The organism is Acinetobacter sp. CY17 (genome assembly GCF_059515825.1).
In genome coordinates this window covers 164262-177844 of sequence record NZ_JCAKMX010000001.1, presented here as the reverse complement: position 1 = coordinate 177844, position 13583 = coordinate 164262, and the positions used below count along the sequence as shown (strand labels likewise).

13 protein-coding genes are annotated in these 13583 nt (G+C 40.9%); 11 read left to right on the top strand and 2 right to left on the bottom strand.

The genetic code is table 11. The annotated features are described in order from the left end of the window. Positions 1-3: 3 nt before the first annotated feature. The 6 genes from tadA (at position 4) to pyrF (ending at position 4799) form a co-directional block, all read left to right on the top strand. A complete protein-coding gene (tadA, locus tag AC5YCI_RS00955; protein WP_496129088.1) occupies positions 4-519 on the top strand; it encodes a tRNA adenosine(34) deaminase TadA in 516 nt (171 codons plus the stop codon). Between the two features lie 88 nt (positions 520-607). Next, the gene (gene cmk / locus AC5YCI_RS00950) at positions 608-1291 is read left to right on the top strand and encodes a (d)CMP kinase (protein WP_496129089.1); all 684 of its coding nucleotides are present in this window, start codon (positions 608-610) and stop codon (positions 1289-1291) included. Positions 1292-1400: 109 nt separating this feature from the next. Beyond that, on the top strand, positions 1401-3077 hold the full coding sequence (gene rpsA, locus AC5YCI_RS00945) for a 30S ribosomal protein S1 (protein ID WP_122897953.1): 1677 nt from the start codon (positions 1401-1403) through the stop codon (positions 3075-3077). Positions 3078-3239: 162 nt separating this feature from the next. After that, positions 3240-3545, top strand: a complete 306-nt coding sequence (locus AC5YCI_RS00940) for an integration host factor subunit beta (RefSeq protein WP_496129090.1) — start codon at positions 3240-3242, stop codon at positions 3543-3545. Between the two features lie 18 nt (positions 3546-3563). Next, positions 3564-3923, top strand: coding sequence for a lipopolysaccharide assembly protein LapA domain-containing protein (locus tag AC5YCI_RS00935; protein ID WP_496129091.1), 360 nt, complete (start codon positions 3564-3566; stop codon positions 3921-3923). A gap of 195 nt (positions 3924-4118) precedes the next feature. Next, positions 4119-4799: an orotidine-5'-phosphate decarboxylase gene (gene pyrF, locus AC5YCI_RS00930; protein ID WP_496129092.1), complete on the top strand. Its 681-nt coding sequence runs from the start codon at positions 4119-4121 to the stop codon at positions 4797-4799. Between the two features lie 92 nt (positions 4800-4891). Here the strand turns inward: pyrF and AC5YCI_RS00925 are convergent, their stop codons facing one another. Continuing rightward, positions 4892-5800: a LysO family transporter gene (locus AC5YCI_RS00925; RefSeq protein ID WP_496129093.1), complete on the bottom strand. Its 909-nt coding sequence runs from the start codon at positions 5798-5800 to the stop codon at positions 4892-4894. Between the two features lie 167 nt (positions 5801-5967). On the opposite strand from AC5YCI_RS00925, the gene AC5YCI_RS00920 reads away from it, so the two are divergent. The 5 genes from AC5YCI_RS00920 (at position 5968) to AC5YCI_RS00900 (ending at position 12962) form a co-directional block, all read left to right on the top strand. Further along, entirely contained in the window at positions 5968-6975 is a 1008-nt protein-coding gene (locus AC5YCI_RS00920) for an AraC family transcriptional regulator ligand-binding domain-containing protein (RefSeq protein ID WP_496129094.1), read from the top strand. A gap of 69 nt (positions 6976-7044) precedes the next feature. Then, entirely contained in the window at positions 7045-8181 is a 1137-nt protein-coding gene (zapE, locus tag AC5YCI_RS00915; RefSeq protein ID WP_496129095.1) for a cell division protein ZapE, read from the top strand. Positions 8182-8465: 284 nt separating this feature from the next. Continuing rightward, positions 8466-10631: a malate synthase G gene (locus AC5YCI_RS00910; RefSeq protein ID WP_496175110.1), complete on the top strand. Its 2166-nt coding sequence runs from the start codon at positions 8466-8468 to the stop codon at positions 10629-10631. Positions 10632-10788: 157 nt separating this feature from the next. Beyond that, positions 10789-12231: an aldehyde dehydrogenase family protein gene (locus AC5YCI_RS00905; protein WP_496129097.1), complete on the top strand. Its 1443-nt coding sequence runs from the start codon at positions 10789-10791 to the stop codon at positions 12229-12231. A gap of 65 nt (positions 12232-12296) precedes the next feature. Further along, positions 12297-12962 (top strand): SOS response-associated peptidase family protein, encoded by a 666-nt coding sequence (locus AC5YCI_RS00900; RefSeq protein WP_496129098.1) that lies wholly within the window; start codon positions 12297-12299, stop codon positions 12960-12962. A 2-nt stretch (positions 12963-12964) separates the two neighbouring features. Here AC5YCI_RS00900 and AC5YCI_RS00895 read toward each other — a convergent pair whose 3' ends face one another. Continuing rightward, positions 12965-13429: a MarR family winged helix-turn-helix transcriptional regulator gene (locus AC5YCI_RS00895; RefSeq protein ID WP_496129099.1), complete on the bottom strand. Its 465-nt coding sequence runs from the start codon at positions 13427-13429 to the stop codon at positions 12965-12967. Positions 13430-13583 lie beyond the last annotated feature (154 nt).

The window sequence follows — 13583 nt, the reverse complement described above, 5'->3', positions numbered from 1 at the left end:
GCCATGAGCGATGTAATCAAAACAGATGAACAATGGATGCAGCTTGCTTACGAGCAGGCTGCATATGCTGCAAGTTTGGGTGAAATTCCCGTAGGTGCGGTGTTGGTCAGTCAAAATCAAATTATTGGCACAGGCTTTAACACCCCAATTGCAGCCAATGACCCAACCGCACATGCCGAAATTCAAGCCATTCGCATGGCCTGTCAAAATATACAGAACTATCGGTTACCCGAAGATGCGGTTTTATATGTGACCTTAGAGCCATGCACTATGTGTGTAGGGGCATTAATTCATGCCCGTGTTCAACGCGTGGTCTTTGGAGCAACAGAACCTAAAGCTGGCGCTTTAGGCAGTGCGCGGGATTTATTTGCCACAGGCTATTACAATCATGTCTTTCAAGTCGATGCAGGCTGTCTAGCTGAACAGTGTTCAACACAATTAAGTGCCTTTTTTAAAATGCGCCGTGAACAAAAACGTGAACAAAAACGTCAGCAACAACAAGCCTCAGATTTAATTTAGCCGTATACTGATCGTGTCGCATCATTTTGATTTTTGTCCCATTAAACTTGGCAATGTCATTCTAGTTAACCAGCAAAATGGAAACACCATGAGCGTTAAAATTATTACTATTGATGGTCCAAGTGGCTCTGGTAAAGGCACACTGGCTGCCAAACTCGCTGCCCATTATCAATTCCATTTATTGGACTCAGGTGCTTTGTACCGTCTGTTAGGTTTAGCTCTACAGCAAAAGCAGCTTTTAGAATCTTTAGATACACACTTGCAACAATGTATTGAAATTGCAACAGCTTTAGATATTGAATTTAAGACGAGTGCTCAAGGAATTCAGGTACTCCTAAACGCTGAAGATGTGTCACACACTATTCGCACAGAACGTGTGGGGGAATTTGCTTCAAAAGTTGCAGCGATTCCTGAACTTAGAACAGCCCTTTTGACACGTCAACATGCTTTTGCCCAAGCCCCAGGCTTAGTGGCAGACGGACGTGATATGGCAACAGCCATTTTCCCACAGGCCCAAGCCAAAATTTATTTGACTGCATCGGCTGAATCTCGTGCATCACGCCGTGTAAAACAGTTGCAGGCAATGGGGCTGGATGTTAAAATAAACGACATTTTAGCTAATATCGTCGCCCGCGATAAAAGAGATATGGAGCGCCTCGTGGCTCCACTTAGACCCGCGGATGATGCATACATCATCGATAGCTCTGATTTAAGCATTGATGAGGTATTTGCACTGATGACCACTTATGTGGATCAGCGCTTAGCCAATTAACCTATTTGTTACAGCAGAAGCATAGCTTGATCAGTTTATATGGACTATGTAGACGTTTTATTAAACCGGCCTTGTCTGATCCAAGACCGCTGACTTTATCGGAAATATCATGACCGAATCTTTTGCAGCCCTCTTTGAAGAAAGCGAATTAAACCTCAACGTTGAAAAGGGTGCAGTCATCCAAGGCGTTGTAGTAAGCATCGACTCTGACTGGGTAACAGTTGACACTGGCCTTAAATCTGAAGGCATCGTTGACCGCGCTGAATTCTTAAACGACCAACGTGAGCTTGAAGTTGCTGTTGGCGACACAGTTGATGTTGTTGTTGAAGCACTTGACAACGGTATGGGTCAAACTGTTCTTTCTCGCGAAAAAGCTAAACGCGCTGAGACTTGGACTAAACTTGAAAAAATCTTTGAAGACGGCGAAATCGTTACTGGTGTTATCTCTGGTAAAGTTAAAGGCGGTTTCACTGTTGACATCGGTCCAGTACGTGCGTTCCTTCCAGGTTCTTTAGTTGATACTCGTCCTATTCGTGATACGACTCACTTAGAAGGCAAAGAGTTAGAATTTAAAGTAATCAAACTTGACGCTAAACGTAACAACGTTGTTGTTTCACGTCGTGCTGTTATGGAAGCTGAATCTTCAGCTGACCGTGAAGCGCTTCTTGCTCAGCTTGAAGAAGGCCAAACAGTTACTGGTACAATCAAAAACCTTACTGACTACGGCGCGTTCGTTGACCTTGGCGGTATCGACGGTCTTCTTCACATTACTGATATGGCTTGGAAACGCATCAAGCACCCTTCAGAAGTTGTGGAAGTGGGTCAAGAAGTTACTGTTAAAGTACTTAAATTCGACCGCGAACGTAACCGCGTATCTTTAGGCCTTAAGCAATTAGGCGAAGATCCATGGTTAGCGATCATGAGCCGTTACCCTAAAGGTTCTATCGTTAAAGCACGTGTTACTAACTTAACTGACTACGGCTGTTTCGCAGAAATCGCTGAAGGCGTTGAAGGTCTAGTACACGTTTCTGAAATGGACCACACAAACAAAAACATCCACCCATCTAAAGTAGTTCAGATTGGTGACGAAGTTGATGTTATGGTTCTTGAAGTAGACGAAGAACGTCGTCGTATTTCTCTTGGTATCAAACAAACTCGTGCTAACCCATGGGAAGAGTTTGCTAAAAATCATGACAAAGGCGAGAAAGTATCAGGTACAATCAAGTCTATCACTGACTTCGGTATCTTCATCGGTTTACCAGGCGGTATCGATGGTCTAGTTCACTTGTCTGATATTTCTTGGAACGAACAAGGCGAAGAAGCAATTCGTCGTTACAAGAAAGGTGACACAGTTGAAGCGGTTATCTTGTCTGTAGACGCTGAAGGCAACCGTATCAGCCTTGGCATCAAGCAAATGAACAGCGATCCGTTCAACGACTTCTTAGCTGCTAACGAACGCGGTGCGCTTGTTAAAGGTACTGTAACTGCTGTTGACGCTCGTGGCGCAACTGTTAAGTTAGCTGACGAAGTTGAAGCAACTTTAAAAGCATCTGAAATCAACCGCGACCGCGTTGAAGATGCAACTAAGTTCCTTGAAGTTGGTCAAGAAGTTGAAGCGAAAATCATCAACGTAGATCGTAAATCTCGCTCTATCAACTTGTCTATCAAAGCGAAAGACGAAGCTGAAGAGAAAGAAGCTGTTGCCAACTTAAAAACTGCAACAACTGCTCAAGACAACGGTCCTAAGACGATCGGTGATTTGATCAAAGCTCAAATGAACCACTAATGTGTATGGGTAAATTGTATTGTTAATGTAATTTAAGCAATACTTTTTACACAAATACTATAAACGGTAGCGTAGTATTCACTTATTGCGCTACCGTTTTGTATTTAAACAGGTTATTATCTTTTTAAGTTAAAAGTAGCTTGATAATTAAAGAGGTCGATGATGACTACAGAAGCACTTAATAAGTCTGACTTAATAGAGCGAATCTCTCTCAAAAACCCACACTTAGCTGAACCCCTTGTGGAAGAAGCGGTGAAAATTATGATTGACCAAATGATTGCAGCTTTATCATCGGACAATCGTATCGAAATTCGTGGTTTTGGTAGTTTTGCTTTGCACCACCGTGAGCCGCGTGTAGGTCGTAACCCGAAAACAGGTAAATCGGTAGAGGTGGCAGCTAAAGCAGTGCCACATTTCAAACCTGGTAAGGCATTACGTGATGCTGTGAATGAATCTGCCAATCAATAAAATTCCGTAGGGGTGTCTATGCGTTACGTTTTAGTCGTTTTATTGCTGGTTGTTTTTGGTTATTCCTTAGCATTGGTATTGCAAAATAGTACAGAGCTATCAGTAGATTTACTCTTTACTCAAGTTCCAGCAATGCGCTTAGGTTTGTTGCTCCTAATCACCTTAGGATTGGGCATCACTTTAGGCTTGCTTATCGGTGTACAAGTATTTCGTGTATTCCAAAATAATTGGGAAATTAAACGATTACGTAAAGACATTGAACATCTACGCAAAGAACAAATTCAAGTGGCTCAAGCTGCAGCTGCAGATGCTGCTGCCCATACGCGACATGAAAAAACTGTTTTAGATATTCATTCTGAAGATCGTCCATCGGTGTAAAGAATTTTCGCTAAAATATTTTGCTTTGGTGTATCACCAAAAACAATAAAAAAATCACACTCTAAGGTGAAAACGTTAGAGTGTTTTTTTTTGATAATTTTTTATAAAGCAAATAGATAATTTTGCCACCATGCTTGAGCTTGGCTTAATAAGCTTTATAATGCGTCTAATTTGTTTTTTAAAAGGGTAAGTCTCTTGAGTATTATCGTTGCATTAGATGCCAAAAGCCAATATGACGCTTTAACTATTGCCGAACAACTTGACCCTACTTTATGTCGTGTCAAAGTTGGTAAAGAGTTATTTACCCATGAAGGTCCAAGTGTGGTTAAAGCCTTACATCAACAAGGTTTTGAAGTGTTTTTGGATCTTAAATTTCATGATATTCCAAATACTACTGCACAGGCAGTGTGTGCTGCAGCGGATATGGGCGTCTGGATGGTGAATGTGCACGCTTCAGGTGGACGTCAAATGATGGAAACTTGTGTTGAGCGTTTAAAAGCAGGTAACTACAACACACAGCTGATTGCTGTGACTGTATTAACATCAATGGGCCGTGAAGATCTCAAAGATTTAGGTTTGGATATTGAACCTTTTGAACATGTCAAACGCTTAGCAAGTCTTACCAAAGACAGTGGTTTAGATGGGGTGGTATGTTCAGCGCAAGAAGCAAAAATGCTACGTGATACTTTAGGGCAAGATTTTGCCTTAGTCACACCTGGCATCCGTCCTGCAGGTTCAGCAGCTGATGACCAAAAACGTATTGTGACCCCTAAACAAGCCATGCTCGATGGTTCAACGCATTTGGTTATTGGTCGCCCGATTACCAAATCTGAAAATATGCGTCAGACTCTAAAAGATATTTTAGCGACATTGTAAAAACCCTTTCCAACCTCCCTTTTTCAAAGGGAGGAAATTGCCTCTTTGATAAAGAGGGATTTAGAGAGATTTTAAATGTAGGGATGATTCAATCAAATCGCCGCTAAAACACTCACCGCAATTGGGGCAAGTATAGATAACAGAAATCCACTGACCATGGCATGTGGAATAAAATCATGACCACAAGCTTGTTTGACCATAGGTAAGGTTACATCCATTGCGGTTGCACCTGCAGAGGCAATTGCAGCACGCGGATAACGCCAACCCACACAATACATCAGTAAAATGGCAAATATTTCTCTAAATAAATCATTGATTAAGGCAATACTACCTAATTCAGCCCCCTTTAATTCACTAATGACAATGCCTGACATCGAGTAAAAGCCATAGCCTTGCGAAAATAATAAGGCATCTTGAAAAGTCAATTGCTCTAGCAGCAGATAACTGATGTAGGCACCAAAAATTGAACCGACAATACACGCTAAGGGCACCAGTAAAATTTTCCAATTTAGCCATGAGCGATTAAGAGGTGTGTAGGCGAGGTCTAAACCAATCAATAACATAAAGGCTAGCAATAACCACCAACTATTGATGTGTAGGCTTAACTGCGATAGTTCAGCATAATAAGCGATTAAAATACCTAACATTAAAGCTAAAAGCGCATAACTAATATTCAATAGTGAGCTGAGCACTAAGGATAAATTAACGCGACCATGGTTGGTTTGATACCCCAAGGCTTTAAAACACAAGTAGCAGCACATAAATGCACCTAGAGAGGTGCTAGCGGCTAAGGTCAAGGCAGGGCGCAAAATGACATCTAAATTTGGTATGGCATGTAAGGCTTGAAAAAACTCAATCGCGATCGCGACTAATAGCATATAACTAAAATAAGGCAGTATTTTAAAAGCAAGTGTTTTGATGAGGGCCGGAAGTTTGTCTGCCAATATAAAACCCAAGCTTAAACACAACAGCAATTGCAAAATCAGCCACACAGAGTACATAAAAAGCGCAAAAAAATAATCTAGGCTTATGATACTTAGCTCGAGCAGCCGATGAAATAGTTTTGTATATAGATTGAGCAGTTAAACTTAAAAGTGATCATTTCGGCAATGTTCAAACACCCTAAAATAGCGTAAAAACGTAAGTGTTGTTTAGCTGTGGCAAAATTATGAAGAGATCGATTTTAGGGCTGATGTACTTAATTCAAGGCATGCGTAAGGCAGGTCTAGAGGTTGATCCTAAGTTACATGCAGTAGGCTTAAGGGCTGAAGCTTTAGAAAGCAGTGCAGTGATTCATCCAAGTCTAGAGTGGAATTTGCTACAAGTCGTGGGCAAAAACGTCAATCCTGCTTTGGGTCTATGGATTGGGCAACACTATAATTTAGTGGGTTATGGACCCTTGCTCATGTTGCTAGTGACCAGCGCGAGGATAGAGATTGCCTTAGAAAAAGCGGTTGAATATCAACGCTTAACACATTTGACTGGTGAACTAAGTTTGCGTTATGAAGCTGACCGGGTAGGTCTATGTTATGTGCCAGAACAGCTGAATACCGACTTAGGCTTACTAAGTGCCCATTGTGAAATCTCCAGTACCTTTAAGTTTTTATCAGACCTGTACAAAACCATGGGTTTAAAGGTGCCCAAATTTGCCATTGAGTTGCCATTTTTTGCCCCTGAAACCGACGAACTCATGGAAAATTATGCCCGTGTTTATGGTGAGAATTTAATTTTTGACCGTGGTGAAGCAGTTTTTTGGTGTGATCGTGCAGTTTTAGATAAGAAGATTCCCTCAGCAGATGCCATGACCTTTAAAACCTATGAACATAAGTGCATAAGTGAGATGAATCGGTTAAAAATTGATGAAAAAGAACCGGTTTTACTGCAACGGGTGTATGACTATTTAAAGTTACAACAAGGCATGTTGCCAAGCATGGCACAAACGGCACACGTGTTACAAATTCCAGAGCGTACGTTAAGACATCAATTACAACAGCTAGGGAGGAGTTATAAAGATATTCGTGAACAAATTATGAAAGATAAAGCCTTAGAATTAATTGAATATAAAGAATATTCCATAGAAATGATTGCTGAGCTGTTAGGTTATTCAGAGCCAGCTGCTTTTAATCATGCGTTTAAACGTTGGTTTGGACAAAGTCCGCGCCAATACCATAAATAAGCCAAAGTGTTATAGCACAATGCTGAATCTTGGTTATACTCCTTTAAGCTCAAAATAGTATGCAATGATATGTCTGACTTAACTTCAAACCCATTATCGCCCGCAGAGCGCTATGCCCAAGCTTTAGCGTCTGGGCAGTTTATGCCTGATGAGGCGCAAGCACAGGCTGTGCATGAGTTAGATCGTGTGTGGCAAGAACTGATCCAACGTTATAAAGCCGCAAAAAAACCATTTGCACGCTTTCGTCGTCAAACTGCACCACAAGGCGTATATATGTGGGGTGGGGTTGGACGTGGTAAAACTTGGTTGATGGATCAATTTTATAATGCTGTCCCATTTCGTCGTAAAACCCGTATGCACTTCCATCACTTTATGCAATATGTGCATAAAGAGCTGAATAAATTATCGGGTCAGCAAAACCCATTAGATATCGTTGCTGATCAAATCTATAAAGATGCTGTGATTATTTGTTTTGATGAATTTTTCGTGTCTAATGTGACTGATGCGATGATCTTAAGTGATTTATTCCAAAAATTATTTAAGCGTGGCATTACTTTAGTGGCAACGTCCAATATTGCACCCGATGGTTTATATAAGAATGGGATTCATCGTGATCGTTTTCTGCCAACCATTGAAATGGTTAAGCAAAACTGTGTGATTTTAAACGTAGATGCTGGTGTAGATTATCGTTTACGGGTGTTAAAACAAGCACAACTATTTAAATATCCATTGAATCCCGAACATGAAGCATGGATGCAACAACGTTTTGATGCCCTGACGCAAACACAAGCTAAATCTAGCGATGATATTGTGATTAATAATCGTCAGGTGAAAACGATTTGTCATACTGAAGATGTGTTGTGGTGTGATTTTGCTGATTTATGCTTAAAACCACGTAGCCCAGCCGATTTTATTGAAATTGCCAATATTTATAATACTGTGTTGGTGAGTAATATTCCGCATTTGACCGATTATTTGGCCGATGGTACGCGTCGCTTTATTTATTTGGTCGATGAATTTTATGATCGCGGTGTAAAATTATTACTGACTTCAGAAGATAATATTATTGAGATTTATTCAGGTGAAAAACTTGCCTTTGAGATTGAACGTACCCGTTCACGTTTACTTGAAATGCAGTCCGATGATTACTTAAATGCGGCACATCGACAAATTCAAGATAATAATCCTGAAAAAGCCGAAGTCTAAAATTAAGCGCCTACGGGCGCTTTTCTTTACTTGTAGCATGTAAATAAATCTAAAAAATTGCGTTATCGATGGTTTTTTGAACGAAAATCTGAACTTAAGTCTAATTTAGACATTTCAAAAACTTTATACACTATAAAAGAGCATTCATTCTGATGATGTTAATAAATCAATACTGTGTTTAAAAAATGCCCATTATTTTGTTTATTAATAATCCTATTCAGAACGGTATAAATGGGTATACTCGGAAGCTCTTGGAATAAAAAATAGCAATATCAGGAAAGACAATGACTGCACGTATTCAAAAAGGCAAGTTAGCGATTGCTAAAGAACTTTACGATTTCATCGAAAATGAAGCACTACCAGGTTCAGGTCTCGACAGTGAGACTTATTGGAGCAACTTCGAACAAGTCGTTGTCGATCTTAGTCCAAAAAACACAGCACTCTTGGCTAAGCGTGACCAAATTCAAGCACAAATTGATGAATGGCACCGTAATAACACTTTTGAATTAGAAGCTTACAAAGCCTTCTTAACTGAAATTGGCTACTTATTACCAGAAGTAGAAGATTTCCAAATTACCACAGAAAATGTCGACGAAGAAATTGCGACCATTGCAGGCCCACAGCTGGTTGTACCTGTACGTAATGCACGTTACTGCTTAAACGCTGCCAATGCACGTTGGGGTTCTTTATACGATGCACTTTACGGTTTTGACGTAATCTCGGAAGAAGATGGTGCAGAAAAAACCAAAGGCTACAACCCAAAACGCGGCGAAAAAGTAATTGCCTTTGCAAAAAACTACTTAGACGAAACTTTCCCTTTAGCGAATGGTTCACATGCCGATGCAACCCAATATACTGTTGAAGGCAATGCATTGGTTGTAAGCTTAAAAGATGGCTCTACAACTACAATTGCTGATGCATCTAAATTTGTGGGCTTTAATGGCGATGCTGCTGCACCAACAGAAGTTGTGCTTAAAAACAACGGTCTACATGCAATTATTCAAATTGATGCATCAAGCGCAATTGGTCAAACAGACGCGGCTGGCGTAAAAGACGTTGTATTAGAAGCTGCTGTAACTACGATTCAAGACTTAGAAGACTCAGTTGCTGCGGTTGATGCTGAAGAGAAAGTAGAAGGCTACCGCAACTGGTTAGGCTTAATGCGCGGTACTTTAGAAGAGTCTATTGAGAAAAATGGTAAAACAGTTACCCGTAAACTCAATGCTGATCGCACTTTCAAAAACCTTGAGGGTGGCGAAACTAAAGTTCACGGTCGTTCATTAATGTTGTTGCGTAATGTCGGCCATTTGATGACCAATCCTGCAATCCTTGTAGATGGTCAAGAAATCTACGAAGGTATTATGGATGCGTTAGTAACACCGTTATTAACCATTGCGGACATCCGTGGCGAAAACACGATTAAGAACTCGCGTAAAGGTTCAATGTATATCGTGAAGCCAAAAATGCATGGTCCTGAAGAAGTGGCATTTGCGGTAGAACTGTTTGAACGTGCTGAACAAGCGCTTGGTCTACCTGCCAAGTCAATCAAAATTGGGATCATGGATGAAGAACGTCGTACATCTGTGAACTTAAAAAACTGTATCGCGCAAGCCAAAGATCGTACCATCTTCATTAATACAGGTTTCATGGACCGTACTGGTGATGAAATTCATACCTTTATGGAAGCAGGTCCATTCGTACGTAAAGGCGAAATCAAAGGTCAAATTTGGTTCCCAGCCTATGAAAACCGCAACGTCATGGTGGGTTTACAAACAGGTCTACGTGGTAAAGCGCAAATTGGTAAAGGCATGTGGCCAAAACCAGACATGCTGCTTGATATGTACAAAACTAAAACTGAACATCCAGAAGCGGGTGCAAGCTGTGCATGGGTACCATCACCAACAGGTGCGGTGATTCACGCGATTCACTACCATCAAATTAATGTGGCAAACCGTCAGCAAGAACTTCTTGCAACAGAAGCATTGCCATTAGATGACTTATTGACACCACCACTTGCCAAAGACACCAATTGGACAGAAGAAGAAAAGCTCAAAGAGCTTGAAAACAACTGCCAAGGTATTTTAGGTTATGTGGTACGTTGGGTTGACCTTGGTGTTGGTTGTTCTAAAGTGCCGGATATCAACGATGTTGGCTTAATGGAAGACCGTGCAACTTTACGTATTTCTTCACAGCATGTGGCGAACTGGTTACGTCACGGTATTGTAACCCGTGCACAAGTTGAAGAAGTAATGCAACGTATGGCAAAAATCGTGGATGAGCAAAATGCCAATGATTCACTTTATACGCCAATGTCGGCTGACCTTGCCAATAACATCGCATTCCAAGCAGCCTCTGATTTAATTTTCAAAGGTGGTGAACAACCTGCTGGTTACACCGAGCCACTACTACACGCAGCGCGTTTAAAATTAAAAGGTTATACAGGTGACTAAACCTATGTAATTTAAAAAGCCTCTTCGGAGGCTTTTTTTATGCCTTGCGTATCACTGTTTAGCAATATGTATAAACAGGTAATAAATCGTGGCGGAGGTAGGCAGGTTTTTTCAGCTTCTGTTAAAGTGATGGCAGATCAAAATAAGGACTATCATCATGCAGGCTTACCACAATTTAAATCAACAATTTATTGCCGGTGAATGGCAGATCGGTAATTCAACACATCATTTAGAAAATATTAATCCTTATAGCCAAGCGCTCATTTTTCAGTTGCAATGTGCCAATAGTGATGATGTCGATACAGCTTATACCGCAGCCTCATTGGCTTTTCGCCAAGGGGTATTACACAGTAAAGAGACGCGAGTCAAAATTATTGAGAATTTAGCCCATATTATCCAAAAACGCCGTGAAGAGATTGTGCAATGGTTAATTAACGAATCTGGTAGCACACGCATGAAAGCTAATATTGAAGTAGATGCAGCCTTGGGTATCATTCAATATAGCGCGCAATTTCCAGATTGGTTCAAACAAGAACATTTAAGCAGCCAAGACCCCAGCCGTCAAAGTTATGTCCTACGTAAACCTTTAGGGGTAATTGCGGTCATTAGCCCATGGAATTTCCCCTTTCATTTGTCTATGCGCTCAGTGGTCACAGCAATTGCCTGTGGTAATACCGTGGTGTTAAAACCGGCCAGTGATACCCCAGTGACAGGTGGAACCTTATTGGCAAAATTATTTGAAGAAGCCGGTACACCGAGTGGGGTGCTGAATGTCGTGGTGGGCAGTGGTCGTGAAATTGGAGACTATTTTGTAGAGCATCCTACGCCTAAACTGATTTCTTTTACCGGTTCAACCGAAGTGGGGCAAGGGGTAGGCAGTAAAGCCTTGGCCAGCTCACGGATAAAACGCTTGGCTTTGGAACTCGGTGGTAATGCGCCTTTGGTCATTTTAGATGATGCTGATTTAGATTTAGCCGTTGAATTAACCATTATGGGGCGTTTTTTACATCAAGGGCAAATTTGTATGAGTACTAATCGTGTGATTGTAGATCAAATTATTCATGATGCATATGTGGAAAAACTGCTTGAGGCTGTGGCAAAAATTCCAGTGGGCGATCCAAACTTAGCAGAAACGATGATTGGTCCGATTATCAATCAATCTCAAGTCAGTAAGCATCAAGCGATCATTCAATATGCCCAAGATTTAGGCGCTGAATTGATCTATGAGGGGGGTATTCACGGTAATATTGTTGCCCCACATGTCTTTACTCATGTGGATCCCTACTTTGAGATTGCTCAGCAAGAAAGTTTTGGCCCAATTTTACCGATTTTAAAAGCCAAAGATGAACAACATGCTGTAGATTTAGCCAATAACACTGAATTTGGTTTGTCTAGTGCGGTATGTACCCAAAACATTCAACGTGGTCAAATGTTTGCTGAAAAAATTGATGCAGGGATGACGCATATTAATGGTATTACCGTTGCTGATCATGCCAATGCACCTTTTGGTGGTGAAAAAAACTCAGGCCTAGGGCGCTTTAACGGGCACTGGATTTTTGAAGAGTTTACTCGTAGCCATTGGTTGACCCTACCACAATAAAAAACCTCAGCTTAGAGCATGCTTCACGTTATAATAGCTGAAGTGTTGTAGAGGTGTTTTTTAGCATGTGTGCGAACTTTAAACCGCTAACCCGTAGCCAACAGCGTGAGTTACAACTCCCTGAGATTCCTTTTGACTATCCTGAGGAAGTTTATCCTAACTATGCTTTACCTTTACTGTTTAAATCCAACCAAGGTCTAGAGTGGCGTTCGGTCAATTTTGGCTTGGTACCTAAATGGGCAGAAGATAAATCAGTCGCGACACGTACTTACAACGCCCGTAACGAAACCTTATTACAAAAGCCAAGTTTTGCCGAAGCTGCGGCTAAAGCTAAATTTGGCGTGATTCCCGTGCATGAGTTTTACGAATCAAAATATTTTGATGGTAAACCACAGCGTTGGGGGGTACGTCGCCGTGATGGCAAGGGATTTTATATCGCTGCGCTGTATGAAATTTGCAAATTAGGTGATGAAATCGTACGTTCAGCCAGCATGATTACGATGGATGCGATTGATCACCCGATGATGAAAGACTTTCATGAGCCGGGACCGATTAAACGTTCAGTGATTGTGATCCCTGAAGCACGTTTAGGGGAGTGGCTGAGTTTAAAACAGCCCAATTTAAGTTCTTTTGTTCAAGGTTTTCCAGTAGAGGAGTTTGAATGTTCACACGTGTCTAAGGCGAAAATCGAAAAAGTGAGTCCACAACTCAACTTTTTCGATGCGCTATAGCATTAATGGGCCAAGTTCTTAAAGATTTGTTTGAGGCCATCCATCATTTTCTCAATTTGTAATGGGGTTAAGCCATCAAAAGATTGCTCTAACACAATACCCGTTAAGTCATTTACCTTTTCCGTCATCTCGATGCCTTTTTGTGTTAATACCACGCGTGTAATACGTGCATCATCTTCGCATGAATAGGTGTCGACTAAACCTTCATCTTTGAGTCGATAAATAATTTTTGTGGTGGTTGACATTTTAGACACCACCATTTGAGAGAGGTCAGAGACACTAGCATTGGGTTTACTTTGTAATGCCACTAAAATACGACGACGTGAATTGTCTAGACCATACTTTTTTAAGGCATGATCGACATTGTTGACGTATTGTGCATGAACTTGCATGATCCAATAAAAAGGAAACTCTTCAAAATTCGTATTATGCGACGAAGGCAAAAATTTAGCATATTTTTTAGTCATGTGATGTTATTCCTGTTACCGGTATTTTAGTTTTAATTGCGTCACAATTATTTGTTATTTTATGTGAAAACTCAAGTTGCTATATCAATTTTTTTGCCTTTTTGCCACCCAAGTCCATGAGGGGTGTTATGGCGTTGACAAGACACTTGAGTAT

Excerpts from the sequence above, each read along its gene's own strand:
- AC5YCI_RS00935 (WP_496129091.1), top strand. The coding sequence starts at position 3,564 with ATGCGTTACGTTTTAGTCGTTTTATTGCTGGTTGTTTTTGGTTATTCC.
- AC5YCI_RS00940 (WP_496129090.1), top strand. The coding sequence starts at position 3,240 with ATGACTACAGAAGCACTTAATAAGTCTGACTTAATAGAGCGAATCTCT.
- AC5YCI_RS00925 (WP_496129093.1), bottom strand. The coding sequence starts at position 5,800 with ATGTACTCTGTGTGGCTGATTTTGCAATTGCTGTTGTGTTTAAGCTTG.
- AC5YCI_RS00905 (WP_496129097.1), top strand. The coding sequence starts at position 10,789 with ATGCAGGCTTACCACAATTTAAATCAACAATTTATTGCCGGTGAATGG.
- AC5YCI_RS00920 (WP_496129094.1), top strand. The coding sequence starts at position 5,968 with ATGAAGAGATCGATTTTAGGGCTGATGTACTTAATTCAAGGCATGCGT.
- zapE (WP_496129095.1), top strand. The coding sequence starts at position 7,045 with ATGTCTGACTTAACTTCAAACCCATTATCGCCCGCAGAGCGCTATGCC.
- AC5YCI_RS00910 (WP_496175110.1), top strand. The coding sequence starts at position 8,466 with ATGACTGCACGTATTCAAAAAGGCAAGTTAGCGATTGCTAAAGAACTT.
- AC5YCI_RS00900 (WP_496129098.1), top strand. The coding sequence starts at position 12,297 with ATGTGTGCGAACTTTAAACCGCTAACCCGTAGCCAACAGCGTGAGTTA.
- rpsA (WP_122897953.1), top strand. The coding sequence starts at position 1,401 with ATGACCGAATCTTTTGCAGCCCTCTTTGAAGAAAGCGAATTAAACCTC.
- tadA (WP_496129088.1), top strand. The coding sequence starts at position 4 with ATGAGCGATGTAATCAAAACAGATGAACAATGGATGCAGCTTGCTTAC.
- AC5YCI_RS00895 (WP_496129099.1), bottom strand. The coding sequence starts at position 13,429 with ATGACTAAAAAATATGCTAAATTTTTGCCTTCGTCGCATAATACGAAT.
- cmk (WP_496129089.1), top strand. The coding sequence starts at position 608 with ATGAGCGTTAAAATTATTACTATTGATGGTCCAAGTGGCTCTGGTAAA.